At 61.6% G+C, this 16,756-nt stretch carries 17 protein-coding genes and 1 tRNA gene; 8 read left to right on the forward strand and 10 right to left on the reverse strand.

From position 1 onward, the window contains the following. Window positions 1-101 precede the first annotated feature (101 nt). Window positions 102-178: transfer RNA gene (locus ACIQ1T_RS14865), tRNA-Arg, on the forward strand. Here ACIQ1T_RS14865 and ACIQ1T_RS14870 read toward each other — a convergent pair. The 3 genes from ACIQ1T_RS14870 to ACIQ1T_RS14880 form a co-directional block, all read right to left on the reverse strand. Next, entirely contained in the window at window positions 134-1,816 is a 1,683-nt protein-coding gene (locus ACIQ1T_RS14870) for a recombinase family protein (protein WP_395945386.1), read from the reverse strand. The genes ACIQ1T_RS14865 and ACIQ1T_RS14870 overlap by 45 nt on opposite strands. A gap of 493 nt (window positions 1,817-2,309) precedes the next feature. Further along, a complete protein-coding gene (locus ACIQ1T_RS14875; RefSeq protein ID WP_395945325.1) occupies window positions 2,310-2,561 on the reverse strand; it encodes a sigma factor-like helix-turn-helix DNA-binding protein in 252 nt (83 codons plus the stop codon). Beyond that, window positions 2,558-2,962: a hypothetical protein gene (locus ACIQ1T_RS14880; protein WP_395945326.1), complete on the reverse strand. Its 405-nt coding sequence runs from the start codon at window positions 2,960-2,962 to the stop codon at window positions 2,558-2,560. The genes ACIQ1T_RS14875 and ACIQ1T_RS14880 overlap by 4 nt, the downstream gene beginning before the upstream one ends. A 201-nt stretch (window positions 2,963-3,163) precedes the next feature. Here ACIQ1T_RS14880 and ACIQ1T_RS14885 point away from each other — a divergent pair, with 201 nt between their 5' ends. The 4 genes from ACIQ1T_RS14885 (at window position 3,164) to ACIQ1T_RS14900 (ending at window position 5,583) form a co-directional block, all read left to right on the forward strand. Beyond that, on the forward strand, window positions 3,164-3,394 hold the full coding sequence (locus tag ACIQ1T_RS14885) for a helix-turn-helix domain-containing protein (protein WP_395945327.1): 231 nt from the start codon (window positions 3,164-3,166) through the stop codon (window positions 3,392-3,394). Window positions 3,395-3,588: 194 nt separating this feature from the next. Beyond that, window positions 3,589-4,695, forward strand: a complete 1,107-nt coding sequence (locus tag ACIQ1T_RS14890; RefSeq protein ID WP_395945387.1) for a Fic family protein — start codon at window positions 3,589-3,591, stop codon at window positions 4,693-4,695. Window positions 4,696-4,861: 166 nt separating this feature from the next. Continuing rightward, window positions 4,862-5,203 carry a hypothetical protein gene (locus tag ACIQ1T_RS14895; RefSeq protein WP_395945328.1) on the forward strand — a complete coding sequence of 114 codons (342 nt, stop codon included), beginning with the start codon at window positions 4,862-4,864 and terminating at the stop codon, window positions 5,201-5,203. Window positions 5,204-5,211: 8 nt separating this feature from the next. Further along, the gene (locus ACIQ1T_RS14900; RefSeq protein ID WP_395945329.1) at window positions 5,212-5,583 is read left to right on the forward strand and encodes a hypothetical protein; all 372 of its coding nucleotides are present in this window, start codon (window positions 5,212-5,214) and stop codon (window positions 5,581-5,583) included. 117 nt (window positions 5,584-5,700) lie between these two features. On the opposite strand, the gene ACIQ1T_RS14905 is transcribed toward ACIQ1T_RS14900, so the two are convergent. The 6 genes from ACIQ1T_RS14905 to ACIQ1T_RS14930 form a co-directional block, all read right to left on the reverse strand. After that, window positions 5,701-6,168, reverse strand: a complete 468-nt coding sequence (locus ACIQ1T_RS14905) for a hypothetical protein (RefSeq protein ID WP_395945330.1) — start codon at window positions 6,166-6,168, stop codon at window positions 5,701-5,703. Further along, on the reverse strand, window positions 6,165-6,986 hold the full coding sequence (locus ACIQ1T_RS14910; RefSeq protein ID WP_395945331.1) for a hypothetical protein: 822 nt from the start codon (window positions 6,984-6,986) through the stop codon (window positions 6,165-6,167). The genes ACIQ1T_RS14905 and ACIQ1T_RS14910 overlap by 4 nt, the downstream gene beginning before the upstream one ends. Before the next feature lie 91 nt (window positions 6,987-7,077). Then, window positions 7,078-8,862, reverse strand: a complete 1,785-nt coding sequence (locus tag ACIQ1T_RS14915; RefSeq protein ID WP_395945332.1) for an SIR2 family protein — start codon at window positions 8,860-8,862, stop codon at window positions 7,078-7,080. A 56-nt stretch (window positions 8,863-8,918) separates the two neighbouring features. Next, window positions 8,919-9,665, reverse strand: a complete 747-nt coding sequence (locus ACIQ1T_RS14920; RefSeq protein ID WP_395945333.1) for a hypothetical protein — start codon at window positions 9,663-9,665, stop codon at window positions 8,919-8,921. Next, window positions 9,658-10,263 carry a hypothetical protein gene (locus ACIQ1T_RS14925; protein WP_395945334.1) on the reverse strand — a complete coding sequence of 202 codons (606 nt, stop codon included), beginning with the start codon at window positions 10,261-10,263 and terminating at the stop codon, window positions 9,658-9,660. The genes ACIQ1T_RS14920 and ACIQ1T_RS14925 overlap by 8 nt, the downstream gene beginning before the upstream one ends. A 379-nt stretch (window positions 10,264-10,642) precedes the next feature. Next, window positions 10,643-10,942, reverse strand: coding sequence for a hypothetical protein (locus ACIQ1T_RS14930; RefSeq protein WP_395945335.1), 300 nt, complete (start codon window positions 10,940-10,942; stop codon window positions 10,643-10,645). A gap of 264 nt (window positions 10,943-11,206) precedes the next feature. Between ACIQ1T_RS14930 and ACIQ1T_RS14935 the strand changes: the two genes are divergently transcribed. The 3 genes from ACIQ1T_RS14935 to ACIQ1T_RS14945 are packed head-to-tail and all read left to right on the forward strand — an operon-like array spanning window position 11,207 to window position 13,526. Further along, complete coding sequence (locus tag ACIQ1T_RS14935) at window positions 11,207-11,857, forward strand: hypothetical protein (protein WP_395945336.1); 651 nt, start codon at window positions 11,207-11,209, stop codon at window positions 11,855-11,857. Further along, window positions 11,854-12,693: a hypothetical protein gene (locus ACIQ1T_RS14940; protein ID WP_395945337.1), complete on the forward strand. Its 840-nt coding sequence runs from the start codon at window positions 11,854-11,856 to the stop codon at window positions 12,691-12,693. Before ACIQ1T_RS14935 ends, ACIQ1T_RS14940 begins: the two co-directional genes overlap by 4 nt. After that, window positions 12,693-13,526, forward strand: a complete 834-nt coding sequence (locus ACIQ1T_RS14945) for an NYN domain-containing protein (RefSeq protein WP_395945338.1) — start codon at window positions 12,693-12,695, stop codon at window positions 13,524-13,526. Before ACIQ1T_RS14940 ends, ACIQ1T_RS14945 begins: the two co-directional genes overlap by 1 nt. A gap of 291 nt (window positions 13,527-13,817) precedes the next feature. On the opposite strand, the gene ACIQ1T_RS14950 is transcribed toward ACIQ1T_RS14945, so the two are convergent. Then, window positions 13,818-16,664 carry a M16 family metallopeptidase gene (locus ACIQ1T_RS14950; RefSeq protein ID WP_395945339.1) on the reverse strand — a complete coding sequence of 949 codons (2,847 nt, stop codon included), beginning with the start codon at window positions 16,662-16,664 and terminating at the stop codon, window positions 13,818-13,820. Window positions 16,665-16,756: the final 92 nt, after the last annotated feature.

Genomic DNA, 16,756 nt, shown 5'->3' on the forward strand with positions numbered 1-16,756 from the left:
CATGACGGCCGCGCCAACCTTGCGCGTCGCAGAAACTGCATTCCCCCGCTTGCGCCCGCCCGTTTCAACAGCTAAAGACCCGCCCTCGCCGCAAGGCAGCCGCACCCGTAGCTCAGCTGGATAGAGCATCAGACTACGAATCTGAGGGTCGGGCGTTCGAATCGCTCCGGGTGCGCCACTTCCGTTCAAAACTGAGAACTCCGCCTGAGGCGGCGTAACTCCCACCATCGCTGGACGCCAAGGCCCGCAGCAGCTCCGTACGCGAGCCGATGATGCGTGCTTCGGTCTTGCTGATGACCTCCACTCGTTGCGTCAGGGCGCGCAGGTGATCCCGCCGATAGCCGCTGGTGCGATCCCGGAGCTTGCGCCGGGCGGCAGTGGCGAACCGCGCCAAGGCGTCCGGCGTAATCGTCGGCGCCAAGCGATCCACAGACGCACTGATCCGCTCCGCGTCCGCCCTGGCCTGATCGCGGGTGCCGGAAAGTTCGGCGACCCGATCCTTCAGCGAAGCGTCGTCTGGCGCCAGCAGACCGTTCTCGATGGCTTCATAGAGCCGGTTCAGCTTGGCATCGGCCTCGGTGGCGCGCTTACGCATCTCCGCGATGTGCCCGCGTCTTTGGTCCGCCCACTCCTCCCGACGATCCAGAAGCTGCTCCATTAACGCCGCGAGGCGGTCGGGATCGAGCAATCGGGTTTCGAGATGGTCGATGATCGCATCATCCAGCTTGTGCATGGGGACGGCCAGACCAGTGCAGCCGGTCTCGCCCATGCGAGCCTTGGTCGAACAGGCGTAGTAGCGATACTGGCCGCCCGCGCTTCCCCTGCCGGTTCTGAGCGTCATCGCGCCGCCGCAGACGCCACAGAAGCAGATGCCCGTCAGCAGGTTCGGCCCCGTCGAAACACGCGGCGGCGTCCACTTGGGGTTTCGCGACTTCAAGCGCGCCCGAACGGCCTCATAATCCGCCTTCGACACGATGGGCGGCACGGCCATGACAGCGTGCTCGGACTCCGGCTTTGGCGTCTTGGTCTTGTGGTCGCGCGTGTTGAACCGGTGCTCACCCATGTAGGTTGAGCGAGTTAGAACCTGATGGACCGTGCCGATACCCCACCGCCCGCCGTCTCGGGTGCGGATGTTCCGGTCGTTCAGCCGCGTGGCGATGGTCTTTAGCCCCATCGGCCCCTGCGCGCCGTCGCCGGTCAGCGCCCAGCGGTAGATGGTCCGAACGGTCTCGGCCTGGAGCGGATCAATCTCCAGCGTCTTCTTGATCTTGGCTCCGCGTTGCTCGGCCGCGATGATGCGGTAGCCGATGGGCGGCCGGGCACCGTTCCAGAAGCCTTGGCGTGCGTTTTCCTTCATGGCTCGGAGGGTGTGCTTGGCGTTCTCGCGCGATTGATACTCGTCGAAGAGCGTCATGATCTGGCGCATCATCACGCTCATGGGATCGTCGCCCAGCTCCTGGGTGATCGAGACGAGACGGACCCCATTCTTCGCCAGCTTCCTGACATAGAACTCGAACTGGAATTGATCGCGGAAGAAGCGGGAGAAGCTGTGCACCACGATCACGTCGAACGCAGGCGGCTTGGTCAGCGCTGTTTCGATCATGGACTGGAAGGATGGGCGTCGGTCGTCGGTGGCGGTGTTGCCCGGCTCGACATACTCCGCCGTCGCTTCCCAACCCTTGGCCTCACAGTAGGCTTCCAACTGACGGCGCTGGTCAGGGATCGACAGATCGTTGACGGCCTGCCGTCCGGTAGAGACGCGGAGATAGAGAGCGGCGCGGGTCTGAACGCCTGTGGTGATGGCTTTGCGGGTCATGTCCTGCTCCTCTCAGAGGCGCGGACCCAGAACCTCGTCGAGCACCTCGCCAAGCCACGCCTCCACCGCCAGAAGCTCGGCCGGGGTGATCGGAAGATCATCGGGCCAGGTGTCGGTGACGTGGACAGCCGATTGTACGCCAACCCTCCGGGCTTGCGGAGTCCGGCGCCGACGCACCTCCGGCTCTGATGACGGCTGGACATACATGCCTGCCAAGCTGATCGCGGTAGACCGACGCGCATACTCGTAACCTCTCCCTCGCAAATCTCCGGTCGCCGCTTTCTCGCAAAGCGGATCGATCCATCGATCCACGCCAAGCCCTCAGCGGCGGCGGCCGACCGGGTCAACGCCTGCGGCGCCAGCCGCAGCCCGCAGGGCGCGAAGCGGGGTTGAAGCGGGCGGACGGCGCTGCTCTCCACCCCAAAATGAGGGTCAATACGGCTCCGCTTGTCAGACAATGCCGGCGCAAAGCCTATCCTGCCCTAGACCCTCATTAGCGTTCAGGTGGCCCTCCACGGCCCTCACCATCAACAGCGCGGCTCAGCCGAACGAGCGCCGCCGCCAGAAGGGCTTCGACCGCTCTTTTCTCAATGCTCTGGTGCGCGGCGATCTGCTCCTGAGCCATTCCGGCGAATCGATGCAGGACGAAGACATCTCGACAGCGCCGGGGTAATCGCCGGATCGCTCGAACAAGAATCAGGCGCTCGCGGTATTCCTCAGCGGACTGCGATGGCGACAGGCTCATTGATCAGTCCCGCCCTCGATCCCTAAGGCGGCCTCTACCGCACTCAGAAGGTCGCAGATGGCTTGATCGGCGGCTTCAGGCGGGAGCGGGAGGTTTGGCTTGATACCGGAGCGTAGGGAGCCAGAGCCGTAAAGCGGACCGAGCACAGCAGCGAGTTCGGCAATGCCGCCAGGAACGCTCTGGAACCCCAGCATCCGTACGCAGCGGAGCGCCTTACTGAGATCGTGACGGAGCCATACGCGGGTCCAGTCGTCAGAAAAGCCGCGATGCAGGAGATAGGCTTTGAGGCCCAGTTCGATGGCGATGGCGGAGTGATAGGCTGACTGGGCGCCGACGCGGTCATCGTCTGTCCAGGCCATCGCATGGAAGCCTCGGGCGTTACGGATGAAGGCGATGGCCAAGCGGCGCTGGGGAGGGCATCGCTGCCACTTCCGCTGCCCAGACGATATCCGCTGATGCTTAGGCATGCGTGACCTCCCGCGCAGCCGCCCGGTCGCTCAGAACATGCTGAACGGTGGAGTTTGATGGAATTTCACTTACACTCCACCGAATTTCCGCGATCTTGTCAACGAAATTCCGTCACGTGAGGAGGAATTTCGGTCATGATTGAACCCAGCCAAATGCGGATGGCAAGAGCCGCACTGAAAATCAGTGTCCGTGAACTGTCAAAGCTGTCTGGTGTGGCCGACTCCACAATCCTCCGTTTCGAGAGCGGGAAAGGGGCGATCCTCACCACCAATATGAAGCGCATGGAGGAGGCATTAGAAGCTGCCGGGGTGGTTTTCCTGCCCGCTGATTCCACTGGCGGACCGGGCGTTCGACTGCGCGGCTGATTCCTCCGCAGAGCGTCTTACTGGAGCTCCATTTTCGAAAGCTAACGTTTCCGTATCCGGCTCAACGGAACGTCAAATCCGGTTTCGGGAATCGTTACGGGATTTGTCGAAAATCTGTTTATCGTTAACGGCGCTATGAAAGCCAGATAGACGATCTGCTTTTCATAAAGCTGCAACGATGATAAGTGCGGCGCATGGCACCTTGCACTCCGGACGATCTCCCGCTGGCCAATTTGGACTGGCGCAGCCTGTTGCCCTTAGCTGGACGGGCCAATGCTGCCTTGGCGCGCTACGATGGCATGTTGCAGACATTGCCGAACCCGGCGGTCCTTCTTTCACCCATCACGGTGAACGAAGCGGTGCTGTCTTCGCGCATTGAGGGCACACAAGCCACTCTAGACGAAGTGCTGGAGTTCGATGCGGGCATGGAGAGCGCCGATGTGCGTCGGGGCGACATTGAGGAAATTTCTAACTATCGCGCAGCGGTGCAAGGCGCCGAAGACGCGCTGGTAGATCGACCGCTGTCGCTTGGGCTGATCCGCGCGGCCCATCAGCGTCTCATGCAGGGCGTGCGCGGTCGTGACAAAGAACCTGGGACCTTCCGCACTGATCAGAATTGGATCGGTCGGCACGGTGATCCGATCGATCGAGCGCGGTTTGTGCCGCCGAGCCCTCTGATGTTGCAGGGAGCACTGGAGAACTGGGAGCGCTTCCTTCAGGCGGAAGGGGAAGACCCCATCCTCCAAACAGCCATCGCCCACGCGCAATTCGAGATTCTACACCCCTTCAAAGATGGCAACGGGCGGATTGGACGGATGCTCATCCCGCTGCTGCTCTACCGGCGCGGCGCCCTATCCCGGCCGATGTTCTACATGTCCGAATATCTGGAGGCGAACCGGGCGGAGTACTACGACCGGCTTCTCGCCATTACCGAAGCAGGCGACTGGGAGGGCTGGCTACGGTTCTTCGTCAATGCGCTCATCGCCCAGGCCGAGAGCAATCTGGAAAAGGTGCGTTCAGTTCGCGATCTCTACGAAGCCATGCGTCGCGACTTCGTCGAAGTAACCCATTCGCAGTACGCGATGGCGGCTGTCGACGCCTTCTTCATGCGGCCAGTCATTCCCGCGCCTGCGTTTGCGCAAGCTGCGGGCTTCAACAACCGCGTGACGGCAAATAACATGCTGCGCCAACTTAACGACGCTGGCCTCATTGCGCGCGTCCGGGAGGGAGGGGGCAGGGTCGCTGCGATCTATGCTCTGCCTCAACTCATCAACATCACCGAAGGTCGGCGCGTGTTGTGAATCTTCAACTGACGCGGCAATGGGCGCGGAACGTCCCAATTGCACGAGCGACGGACCGGCAGCCCTCGACCGACCGAGAAATACGCCTTCGAACGTAAGGAAGGCACCGCCCTCTTCAAGCTGTTCTGGTGTTGAGCTACCGTCGCTTCCCTCACGGGGAAGCGACATGGCCTATCTGATCATCGGGATCGTCATCGGTGCGTTGGTCGGGACCATCCTCGCCAACGTCTGGCGAAACACACCAGCTACCCAGCCTAAGCCGACAATCTTCCTAACTCGAAAGTCGGACGGCGAGACCTACCGCCTGGAACAGTCAGTCCCGAATGTCGGCGGGCTCGGTGCCCGCACAGTCATCCTCTACAGGGTCAGCGACTATTCACTGGAGGCTTGGCCAGAGGATCGGGTAAATGCAGAGTTCGACAGTCAGGCTGAACCGGCTGATCCCAAGATCGAGAAGATGATCGCCGAAGCCCGCGCTCGTGCTGCCGCCAAGGGTGCCGCTCAATGATAGGATGGATGAAGAAACGCTGGCTTCGGGCGAAGGCTCTGTCGATCCTCCAGACGTTCTACAAGTTACCGCTGAAGGAGCCGCTGGAGGGTCTGGACAACCTGATGCTCCAGCAAGGCGTAGACGTGGCGTTCGACACCGGCGGGAACGAATGGGACGCGGCGGCGGCCTATGTCTACACCGTCGCCGTGGGTATCCTCGGATCACAGACCGAGATCAGGGGTGACGACCGGGAAGCGGTCACCCGGCTCGCGCACCTAACCAACACCTACCACTGGATGATGAAGGCGGACTCCATTCGCCCGTTGGTCAGGGCGGCGATACAGCGTTGGAACGCCCACCCCGATCATCCATCCAATCGCATCCGGGTACCGATATAAATCGCGGTCGGACCCTCGACCCGATAGATTAAAGGTGTTGGAGCGATAGCATCAACGGGGCTTTGAACGACCGGTAGCCCCTCAAATCAAGGCCCATTCCAGTTCGCCCGCGCGGGCCTATCTGTTTGTCAGCTTGAATTCTCTCGCCCGCCGTTCGCCCATGACGTTGTAGCGAATGAAGAGGCTATGGTTCGGAAGGTGTTTCGGCCACGGGTTGAACCAGAACTGGTCTTTGAAAGACAGGTCCATGATCTCATTCGGCTGGAGCGTCCGGGTCGGCGAACCATCGGAGTCCACGACGCTCTGGTTGCTCTTCCTGAAATCCCACCAAGCCCGCCGGTGATAAATCTCCCACCATGAGATCATGATGGTTCTGCCCGAGAGATTGGCCATATGGACATAGTTCCCTTCGGCGTCTGGGTGGCCTGATAATGACGTTTCCACCACGATCTTGGTCTTCCGGCGGTCGATGATGTCGGCGATCTCGAAGAGGGTCTTCACGTTGCCAATGAAGGTGCCGGTGAAGAACGCCACAATGATCGGCCACGCCTTCGACCACAGTTCGGCCCAGTCGAGGTCGATCAATCTCGCGGCCTCACCCAGATTACGCGACGACTCATGAGCCACCGATATTCGTCACGATCCGTGAGGGCTTTCTCGAAGATGCGTCTTCGCAGATCAACCGCACTCCATTTCAGGATGACTATCCCTGCGATGATCATTGCCAGACCGACCCATATGTTCACCCAGATCATCAGCGGGACGCTCGCTATGAATATCACCGGGCAGATGAGGGACGCCCATCCTAACAACCCCGTCCTCATGCGAGGGGCGATGCGGTAGGCCATCGCCCGATCAACCACGAGGCTCCATTTGCCCTTGTTCCGAGGATCGTGAAGCTCTTCGAATGACATACGGTCGCGGATGATTGGATCATTCTCGGCCGGAGCTAAATCGCCGTCTTCGATCAGTTCCCGTATTGGCGGGCTCAAATAGTGGCCTAGCGCCTCGGGGAGGTTTTCAAGCTCGCTCCAGTCGTAAGACGTCCGAGATGACAGAGCGTCGAATGGTGGAAATGCTTCCTCCACCCGACGGCCGATGGCGGTTCCATCTAGGGCCGAAATGATCTTTTGGATGTCGGCGTCATTGCGCTCTTGGAAGTCGCGAATGCGGCCGAACTCTTCGAGCCGTAGCCCTAAGCCCACGACCAGAAACCACAGACCTTCGGCTTGCTTCTTTCGGACGTTCCATTCCACGACAAGCTCACGAAAATCTGTGTCGGTTGAGAATATTGCGCGGATCAACCGATCGGTGTCCTCCTTCTGCAGGCCGCCAATATCGCGTTGGCCCACGAAAGAGTCGTATGGCGTCGCGTAGCTGGTAAAGGTGCGGGCGTCGGTCATCTAGCATTGATCGCCGATAGCTGCATTCGCCGTCCACCCAAATATCCGATGGTGATCAACGGAGGGTCACGGTCGCGCTTCCGTAAGTGCCCTATTCCCATTTCATCCGACCAGCTAGGCTTCGGAAGTTGCGGATGAAGACTTCGATAAAGTTCGCCTGTCCGTTTCCAAATCTCGCAGCCATCAGGGCGCCGAACATCGAGGGAGATTCCAGTTCGGCGATCAGCTTGCTGGCTGTCGCGCCATGCCAGCTGCTCCGTCCAATCGGCATCCAAGCCCAGCCCTGCTGAGGATTGGTCTCAATCGACGCAAGGACTTCGGTTGGGTCATTGCGCTCGAAATGCGCAAGGGATGCCAACATCTCGAAGCGCTCAAACACCAATTCATAGTCAGGCACCGGCCCCAGGAAGCGGCGACCCCACCTTGAAAGTAAGGACAGCAAGTGATCGCTCAGCGGTGTTCTGTGTCGATCGAAACCTTCGAGACCTCGCCAGATGTCTCTGTCACCCCCGTCCCACGCCCCAAGAAACAGCGCCTCAACGAGCGTCGTAGGTCCATGATGAAGCCGGTTCACCGTTGAGCGAAGAAATTCGTGCAAGTCTCGCCATCGCTCGGCGCGCACCAGGCCGACCCCGTAGGCCGTGAAGGCCAATACTGCAGGATATGACTGAAGTTCCACATATACGGTGAGCCCGCCTCTGTTGTTGTCGGCGCGGGCGTACAGGGCCTCAATGGATTCGTGGGCGATCATCAGATCCGTCCCGTCGCCCCAGCGGCCGAGCAAGCCCAGCATGCTGGCCAAAGCTTCCGTCGCTGCTTCGTAGTATCCTACCCGTCGACGCCACTCCGCCTTGTCATAGGTTCCGTTGTTAGACAGGTCGGCGCTTTCGCTGCTCAACTGAGTGAGAAGGCGCTCCATCTCCTGATCAATCAGGTCTCTCAGCTGGATGCGATGCTCGGGTTTCGACAGATAGCGTTTGGCGCTGGCGACCATTAGGTCGATGCTCTGGGGATTCTGCTGGCGCGTTTGTTCCAGGGTATCGATGCGCTGCTTCAGGTGTTCGAAGAAGGTGTCTGCATCCTTGATTGGGATCACCCTGGCCCGCCGATGCTGGATCAGCTCGGCAGCCTCCGCCGGCCGCTCGCCCCTCGTCGCCCAGTAGGCGCCGTAGCGGCGGTTGGGCGCTCGCAAGAGGGCGGCGCGCAGGGCGTGATCCCAGACTCCCGACCAACCCGCGACGATGAGGCCGTGTTCATCCAGGATGCGATCAAGTAGCCCGTCATAGGCTGCTGGATAGGCTTTCAATTCCTCATCGGTGTTAAGGATGCGGGCGTCCTTGTAGTCGCCGTGCAGCTTCAGGAGATAGCAGGCGCTGTGAGTGATCGGCTCGGCGCCGGATAGGGCGTCGACCGACGCCACGATGGTAGGCTCTACGCCGGCTTCGCGCAGGGCGTTCTCCATCAGCCGATCGAAGTTTGTGGTGATGATCACTCGGATGAACCCGGCCGCCACCAATGCGGCGATGGCGTGATGCGCGCGCGTGGGGGCTTTGCGGCCATCCTCACGGTCTTGTGGACTGGGTTCGATGTAGCTGTGCAGAATGGCGCGGCGCTCATCTGGCGACGAGGCGATCTCCGCAAGCAGCTTGGAGTAGTCCGGCTCTTCGCCCGTCTGGTCCCGATACCAGGCCGCCCAGTCGGCCTGAGCATCCACGCCTTGGCTGAGGCCGACCCGGCGGACGAGATCAAGCGTGATCTCCCAGCCCGTCGGCACTTCCGCCGAGCGGGACAGCCCCGATCCCAGCAATAGGGCGTAAACGCCTTTGGCCTCAAAGACCGAGAAGGCGAGCGGAGTGATCGAATCGGTGACCGTCATCTGGTCAAGATAGGCTATTTTCCGGGGCTCGGCCGTGCTTGCGAAAAGGTAGCAGCTCAGGCTTTCAACGCCGACACTTCTCGCATGGCCGCGCTGTGGCCTGCCGTCGTCAGGCGATATCCATCCTTAGCGCTGCCGTGCGCGAGCTTCTCATCATGGAGGTCCCGGAGCCGGTTCCGGACCGTCTTCGCGCTCCGCCGACTGAGGCTCCGCAGAGCGTCGGGCACCGTGACGAGTTCCGGGTAGTGGCTGTGTAACAGCAGAAGGAGCTCAGCCCTAGCCGACACATCAGGAAGCACCAAGCGCGTGTCGCCTATCTCCTCGACAAGCGTATTCACAGGCGCTTGCACAATGGCGACTAGATTGCCCGCCTCCTGCATGGAAAGGCCGGAGGCTGTCCGAAACAGCTCAGCCATGATCCAAGCTGAGGCTTGCTGAATGAAGGCCAGATCGAAGGTGTTTGGATCAACCTCGTTGTCGTGCGCAATGTTTCGCTTGTTTCGGAGGGTGTAGATGGACCGCGCAATTCTGCCGCCGCAAACGCGGATGCTCTCGGGCAGTGATGCCTCATTCTCAAGCTTGAGATTCAGGTAGCGATCGATATCCGGCTTTGCCTCGAAGGTACCTGTAGCCATGTGCTGGAGGCACTGAACAAAGGTCTCAACGAATTTCCCAGGGGACGCTCGACCGAGCGTTTTCGTGGCAAAATCGATCCGGATTTGGACGAACTGGTCAACCAGCTTCGACGCAAGCGGCGTGGTGACCAGTGGAGCAAGCGCTCCTGTGAGCGCAGCTTTATCCATCGACGCGCTCCCCTCGCAGCATCCGCTCAACAACACGGATACCCGCCACGGTCAGCTTGTACTTTTTCCGCGCCTGTTGGCTCTTGCCATCTTTGCGAACTTGCAGAGCTAGCTGGGGCTTGCCGTCCTTCAGGCCATCGAACGCGGAGGTGATGTTCTCCACGCCCTCGCCCAGGTTCTTGAGCGCGTTATTCACCGACATTGATGCGAAGCCGTCGGCGCCCTCGCACACTTGGAGCCAGTAGCCTCCAACGAGCGCCTTCTCTGGATTGGTTGTTGGCCCTGCCGCGCTGAATAGGTCCGCAAAGGTCGGGTACTCAGCAGACCCGACATCCCGGCCGCCTTGCGGCCCGGATTCGGGCCCGCTGCGCTGTCCTGCGCCTTGATCACGTGGCTTTTCGTCCAACATGCCCGTACGCTCGGGCCCCTTCTGAGGTGACGCGATCGGCTGTAGTCCAAGAACGCTCAACAGCCATGTGAAGACACGCTGCCGGGCTTGAGGATCTAGGCCCTTCAGGGCCTCGTGAGTAGTTTCCATCGCCTTGATTTCCGCGAGGGGGTTGGGCTCGCCCCCACCGGTGCTCGTCTCGTCCGCCATGTCAGCTCCAGATTCCTGAGAACTGGAAGGTAAGGGATGCGCACCGCGTCTTCAAGGTATCCTCTTCATAAAACATGCTGCACATGCGGATAACACGGCCGATCTTGACGTCGGGTGCGAGGTCTCCAAGTTATCTCGTGTTTAATCAATGGGTTGTGTGACCTCGTATTGGCTGGTTCGGCAAGGACGGCTGAGAAGGGATTCGGCAAGACGGCGCGACGAAACTTCGCCAGCTTCTTCAGATGCTGCCCAAGATGCGTTTTATCTGTCTGTATTAAAAAGCCTAATTCGCTTCTGCCGCGCTCATGGCGGCACAGGGCCGGCAGTCGATCTACTTGCCGAACCATCCGCTCCTACGCGGTCCGATTCAAGTGGTTCGCTAAAGCTGTGACAGCTCCACCCGTTTCTTGCCAGCCACGGTACCCGGCGAGGCCTCGGCGTGGGTCTTCAGTCGGTCGGGCACCGTCCCCATGTGCTCGACGCTAACCCGGATGGCCCTGAGCATGATCTTGCAGGCATTCAGCTGGCGGTGGTCTTGCCGGCACCACCGCTCGGCGGCGAGGACGCGCACGTCGGCGTGCTGCTGCGAGGTCAGGCCCGCCAGGAACGGCGGCGAGCCCAGGACAGCGTCGATAGACTGCTGGCCTTCGGCATCCCCGCGCTCGGCCAAAGTGGTCATCGCGACTAGCACCACCCTCCGCCACCTTCGCTGACGCACATACACAGCACCGCGGGGGAGCCGCAGGATTAGCCGGATACTGCGGTTGATACCGAATAGTTCTCAGGATCATCCACGGCGCAGCTTCGCTAGACTCGCCGAGGCGCGACAGCCCGCTCAATCGATCAATCGACCGACCGGGTCGGGCTCATAGCGGTAGTTAACGGTATCCGCTCTCAGGCCCGCGCGGGTAGCCAACTATGCAAACGCTGATACTTTGGCCCTATGAAACTCTTAGAAAACCGCCTGGAAGCTGAACGCGAAGTCCGCGCCATGCAGGTTCGCATCTTGTGGGCAGGCTGCATCCTTAACGGTGCAGGCTTGCTGGCTCTGGTGCAGTTGGTGAGCCAGGTCGATGATCCCGACTACGCGCTCACCGCCATGCGCCTACCCTTCATCTTGATGACTGGCGGACTGTTCGTCAGCGGCATGAGCCTCGCCATCGGTTACCTTGGCCTGATGCACCGGCAGCTGGACGTGACCGCTCGCCACAGCGGCACCAATCCCGAAAACAATGAAGCTGAGGGTAAGTTCTGGGATGCCACTAGCGCAGAGCATTTCCGGAAAACCAACCGGGACAGCTTCAATGCTATAATCCTTTGCATGGTGGGTTTCATGCTCGGCAGTTTCGGCATCATGACGGGGGTGTTCGGCAGCCTCAGTGGACACCGTCTCCAACCCCGCGACCAGACCCAAACCCCCGAGCGCATCATGCAGGGCATCAGCCTCCTGCGCGACCTCACGAGCAGCGACGTGCCACCGGCAGTGAGTGTGGAAGTCCGCGCACTAGCGGCTACCGTTCCGCCGGTTGCCCAGCCCGCTCCTCCGCTCCAGCCCGCCCCTGACGAGCCCGGTGGAGAGGCGCCTGCTCAATGACTGGTGTGCTGGAACAACTGGCCGACGATGCAGCGCACGGGCAGGTGCCGGTGAGCCAACTCTTGCGCCGCGCCAAACTCATATCCCGGCGACGCGGCAATCCCAGTGTGGACGACTGGATCGAGCACGAGTCGTCGGGCTATCCCAATGAACTTGAGATTCCGCGCTACAGGGTGCTGGCTGGCATTCCACAGGGCCATTGGGTGAACCACGGCTGGAGGAGCCTGCGTCTCGGCAACGAGGAGAAGATGAACGCTGCCTACAGCATCATCTTCTACAACCACTCCATCACCGAAGTGGAAAGTCTTGCCTCCGATAGCCAGGGTGAAGGTTCGCGATTGAGCCTCCCGGAATTCCTAGAAGTGGCGGTGACCAACCAGAACGTCGGCATGGACAAAGCTGGCGTGTTCATCGCGCGAGGCAAGTTCAAAGACCTCTTGGATGCAGTGCGGACGCGAGTGATGGATTGGGCTCAGGAACTCGAAGGCGGCGACGTGACGGAAGATAAGAAGAGCACTGCCGCTGACGGCATCCACAACACCTACAATTTCTACGACGGCGCTCGCATGAACCAGCAGAACAACGGAAGCGGTGACAACATCATCGTGGAAGGCAGCGTGTTCGGTGACCTCCGCACCCGCATCAGCCAAGGCGTGGCAAATGAGGGTCAACGCCAAGCCATGTTGCAGGCGGTTTCCGAGATGGAGGCCACGAAAAACACACCCGGTTTCGTCGAGCATTACCAGCGGCTCATCGGATTAGCAGCTGACCACATCGGGGTCATCCAGTGGGCGCTTCCCGCACTGGCCTTCTTCATGGGCGCCGGGGCTGGCTGATGGGCTTTGTAAATGGCGGCGGCTATCGTCCCCCGGTAGAATATCTCTTCGTTGACGGTGGAGCGCTCAACGCCGAAGTCAATCAGGTCTTGAAGCGTTGGTGGCCCGGCCAAGAGGCGGACCTCGATTACGCAAAGATCGGCGCCGGCTTCGGCAAGTGCTTTTACTACGATGCCTGGCCCCACCAACGAGAGGGACAGGACGATGATGCCTACAAGCTGGTGTGCGACCTTCACGACGATCTAATCGACCGCATCAGCAGCAATGGCGGATGGCATGCTTACGCCGGTGAAGCCCGGCACCGGAAACGTCGCGGGCTAGAGCAGAAGATGGTGGACGTGATGATCGCAGTGGACATGCTGCGTCACACGTTCAACGGCAATATGGAGCGATGCACGCTCCTCACCAGCGACCTCGATTTCAAGCCGCTACTTGACGCCCTTATTCAGGAGGGCATGACGGTGAACCTATGGCACGGCGCTTTCGCGCCGCGCGATCTCAAGCGAGCAGCTGACAACCTCCGACCACTGAATGTCGCCGGCGTCCATGCGCTGATGACTACGGACTGGATTGCAGCGCATCCCCTTCCCGGTTGCGGTAGCGGCCCTCTGGATAGGGGCGGACATGAACCCGTTGAGGTGGGGCCGAAGCCCGATGGCAGGGATTGGGTGCTCTACCGTAAACTGGGCACCGATGAACTCATGCTGACGTGGGACGACCTAACCAACAAAGGCTACTCCATGCAGGTCACCACCCCCGACAAAGACGTGATGGCGAAGTATGTGGAAGATCTCTACGGCTGGAAGCCTTGGGACTACCCGGACAGAGCCTAGGCGTCGCTAAATGCTGGTCCGTAGGTCAGCTGTATGGCTCGCGGCCGATGTCCACTTCTGGTGCATTCGAGAAATCAGCCAGCTAGCGCAACCTCCGCGAAATGGTTCTCAGTTTCATCCACGGCGGCGCACCCTCGCCAAGGTTCGCCAGTGCTCGAGGGCTCTCAGTCGTACGACTGGATCTGGCGCAAAGGAGCCGGCGGGAACAACCCGCCGCAGTCTTCGCGGCCACCCCGTGCGGTCGTCGCAAAGAGCACTCGACTCTGCCTTTACGGTCTTCTCGCTCCGGCACTAGTGAAGTGCGCCCCGGTCGAGGTCCAGCACCGCCGCTGGGATGACTTCGATCTCCGCATGGGCAGCCCGCAGCGCGTCGATGAACTCCGACGCGTCCCCGACCACGACAATGCTGAAGTTCGTGAGATCAAGGTGCGCGGCGGAGGCCTGCTTCACGGCCTCTGCGGAGACATCGCGGATGCGGGATGCGTGGTCTTGGAGGTCGGCGACGGGCAGGCGGTGATTGGCCAAAGTCGCGACCGCCGATCCCAGGCCGTCGACCGTCTCGAGGCCCCTGGCGAAGCCGCCGACCAAGACAGCGCGGCGGGTCGCCATTTCTTCAGGCGACGCTTCTTCGGCGGAGAGGCGACCGATCTCGGCCAGCATCACCTCGACCACTTGAGGGACCTTCTCATTACGGGTCTGAGTGAAGGCCATGGCGATGCCCTCGTCCTCGCGTGGCAGGAAGCCCGAGAGGGCGTAATAGGCGAGCCCGCGCTGAACCCGAATGATCCGGTTTAGGCGGCCCGAGAAGCCGCCGCCGAGAACCGAGTTGGCGACGAGCAGAGGATAATAGTCCTCATCCGTCCGGCGGACCGCCCTCGCCCCTAGGTAGACGCCGGCTTGGCCAGCGCCTGGCATGTCGATCACGATCACCCTCGGGGCGACAGGCGGACCCGCCGGCCTCAGGCTGCGTGAGGGGGAGGAAGGCGCCGCCCAGTCCCCAAACGCGGCTTCAGCCTGCATGAAGGCCGCTTCGGGATCGACGTCTCCCGAAAACACGAGCGTCGCCGCCTCCGGGCGCCATCTCTGAGCACGGAAGATAGTCACATCCTCCGCAGAAATCGCGGCCAGGCCGGAGGGCGTGCCCCGGCCTGGCGCGCCATAGGGGGCGTCGCCATAGACAGCCCGCGCCACTGCGGCATAGGCCAGCATCATGGGTTGGCTGTGTTCCATCCCGGCTGTGGCGATCGCCTGTTGCTTCTGTCGGTCGAGGTCTTCAGCGCTCAGGTCGGGGCGACGGACCAGATCCGTCAGCAAGGCGAAGGTCTGTTCGAAGGTGTGGCTCGGACTGCTGGCGTGCAGGCTGGTGAAGTCCGCGCCTGGCGTGGCGCCGATGACTGCGCCCAGGCGCTCGATCTCGGAGGCGATCTGGGGTGCGGACTTGCCGGCGGCCCCTTGTGTCAGAAGGCTGGCGGTCAGGCCGGCTAGGCCCGACCGCCCGGCTGGATCATCCGCCGATCCGGCTGCGAAGCTGAGGCGCGCCGATACGAGCGGCAGACCTTTCGTCGGCGCCACATAGACCCGCAGACCGTTGGCGAGGGTGCGCTCGAACACTTCGGGCGTCGAGATGGCGCGCTCCGGCCCAGCTTGGGGCAGGGCGGCGCGGCTAGCTTGCGGAGCAAGCTCGAACACCTCGTACTGCCGGGCAAGGTCGGCGAGTTTGATCGGGGCGTCGACCGGGAATGGTGTGGACTCGGCAGGCGCGCCATCGGGTCTCTCGGCCTCATTGAGATACCGCACGACTATGCGGGTTTCTTCGGTCAGATATTGGCGAGCAACACGTTGCACATCCTGAACGGTGACCGCCTGTATGGCAGCCGCCTCGGCATCTGCAGCGGAGGCCTGGCCGGTCATCAGGAGCGCCTGACCCAGATCGTGCGCCTTGCGGTCAATCGTCTCTTGGTCGCGGAGTAGGGAAGCGACCAGTTCCGTCTTGGCCTCCTGCAGTTCACCATCGCTCACCGGCTCGTCCCGCAGTCGGGCGACCTCGGCCAGCATGGCGCTTTCGCCTTCCGCGAGGTCGTGGCCTTCAGCCATCATGGCGTGGGCCGTCAGCGTTCCGCCCTGTAGGTAGAAGTCGGCGCTCGACGCCACCCGCGGTGCGAGCCGCTGGTCATAGACCAATCTCTGGAACAGCCGTGACGACTGACCCGTGGACAGGACGCCATTCAAAACCTTCAACGCGGCCCGATCCGGGTGTGCATAAGGCACCGTTCTCCAGCCGACGACGACGGCCGGCGCTGGGACATTGGGGGCGTAATAGGTGGCTTGGCGCGGACCAACCGGCGCCGGCTCGTTCACAGCGTGGATCGGCGGCGCAGTCCCGGGCCGGTCGAGCGGGCCGAAATACCGGTCGATCCAACCGTCCAGCTGCGCTCCGTCGAAGTCTCCGGCAACCACCAGAACGGCATTGTCCGGACGGTAGTAGGTGGCGTGAAACCGTCTGACATCTTCCACCGTCGAAGCGGACAGATCTTCAAGGGAGCCGATGGCGGGCCGCCGGTAAGGATGGGACCGATAGAGCTCGCGCGGCAAATACAGGCTGAACAGGCGGCCGTAGGGCTCGGCGAGCACGCGCTGCCGATACTCTTCCTGGACGACGGAGGTCTCCGAGATCAGCGAGGACTCGTCGACGACCAGCGAACCCATGCGTTCGGCTTCTGCGAACAGCAGCCGCTCCAGCTGGTTGGCGGGCGCAACGGAGAAGTACCAGGTTGAGTCCGGGAAGACGCCGGCGTTGTTCACGCCGCCGACGTCGTCGAGAAGAGACTCCCAGGTGTCCCCGGGCAGGTTACGGGTCGCCTTGAACATCATGTGTTCGAACAGATGCGCGAAGCCCGAGCGGTTTTGGGGGTCATCCTTGGAACCCACGCGGTACCAGACCTGCACCGTGACATCGGCCGTGTTTCGGTCCGGCAGGGTCAGGACCTGAAGACCGTTCGGCAAGGTGCGGATTCGATACTCAAGCGGCGCTATCGAGAGGCCGGCGGGCTGGGTTTGAGCGGGAGCCTGCGCCGTGGCCGGGGCTGCGGCGCCCAACAGCCCGAGGGCTGTGGCGATGACGAAGATGCGGGTGTTCATTGTTGAAACTCCGGGAGCGGCTGTGGCGGATCGCGCTGCGCGCGTTTGGTCGGTGAGAGGCTGCAGACACGCAGACGCCATCGCCGGCGACG

Source organism: Brevundimonas sp. (assembly GCF_044336875.1).
In the GTDB taxonomy this organism is placed as follows: domain Bacteria; phylum Pseudomonadota; class Alphaproteobacteria; order Caulobacterales; family Caulobacteraceae; genus Brevundimonas.

Excerpts from the sequence above, each read along its gene's own strand:
- ACIQ1T_RS14870 (WP_395945386.1), bottom strand. The coding sequence starts at position 1,816 with ATGACCCGCAAAGCCATCACCACAGGCGTTCAGACCCGCGCCGCTCTC.
- ACIQ1T_RS14875 (WP_395945325.1), bottom strand. The coding sequence starts at position 2,561 with ATGAGCCTGTCGCCATCGCAGTCCGCTGAGGAATACCGCGAGCGCCTG.
- ACIQ1T_RS14885 (WP_395945327.1), top strand. The coding sequence starts at position 3,164 with ATGATTGAACCCAGCCAAATGCGGATGGCAAGAGCCGCACTGAAAATC.
- ACIQ1T_RS14890 (WP_395945387.1), top strand. The coding sequence starts at position 3,589 with ATGGCACCTTGCACTCCGGACGATCTCCCGCTGGCCAATTTGGACTGG.
- ACIQ1T_RS14895 (WP_395945328.1), top strand. The coding sequence starts at position 4,862 with ATGGCCTATCTGATCATCGGGATCGTCATCGGTGCGTTGGTCGGGACC.
- ACIQ1T_RS14900 (WP_395945329.1), top strand. The coding sequence starts at position 5,212 with ATGAAGAAACGCTGGCTTCGGGCGAAGGCTCTGTCGATCCTCCAGACG.
- ACIQ1T_RS14910 (WP_395945331.1), bottom strand. The coding sequence starts at position 6,986 with ATGACCGACGCCCGCACCTTTACCAGCTACGCGACGCCATACGACTCT.
- ACIQ1T_RS14915 (WP_395945332.1), bottom strand. The coding sequence starts at position 8,862 with ATGACGGTCACCGATTCGATCACTCCGCTCGCCTTCTCGGTCTTTGAG.
- ACIQ1T_RS14920 (WP_395945333.1), bottom strand. The coding sequence starts at position 9,665 with ATGGATAAAGCTGCGCTCACAGGAGCGCTTGCTCCACTGGTCACCACG.
- ACIQ1T_RS14925 (WP_395945334.1), bottom strand. The coding sequence starts at position 10,263 with ATGGCGGACGAGACGAGCACCGGTGGGGGCGAGCCCAACCCCCTCGCG.
- ACIQ1T_RS14930 (WP_395945335.1), bottom strand. The coding sequence starts at position 10,942 with ATGACCACTTTGGCCGAGCGCGGGGATGCCGAAGGCCAGCAGTCTATC.
- ACIQ1T_RS14935 (WP_395945336.1), top strand. The coding sequence starts at position 11,207 with ATGAAACTCTTAGAAAACCGCCTGGAAGCTGAACGCGAAGTCCGCGCC.
- ACIQ1T_RS14940 (WP_395945337.1), top strand. The coding sequence starts at position 11,854 with ATGACTGGTGTGCTGGAACAACTGGCCGACGATGCAGCGCACGGGCAG.
- ACIQ1T_RS14945 (WP_395945338.1), top strand. The coding sequence starts at position 12,693 with ATGGGCTTTGTAAATGGCGGCGGCTATCGTCCCCCGGTAGAATATCTC.
- ACIQ1T_RS14950 (WP_395945339.1), bottom strand. The coding sequence starts at position 16,664 with ATGAACACCCGCATCTTCGTCATCGCCACAGCCCTCGGGCTGTTGGGC.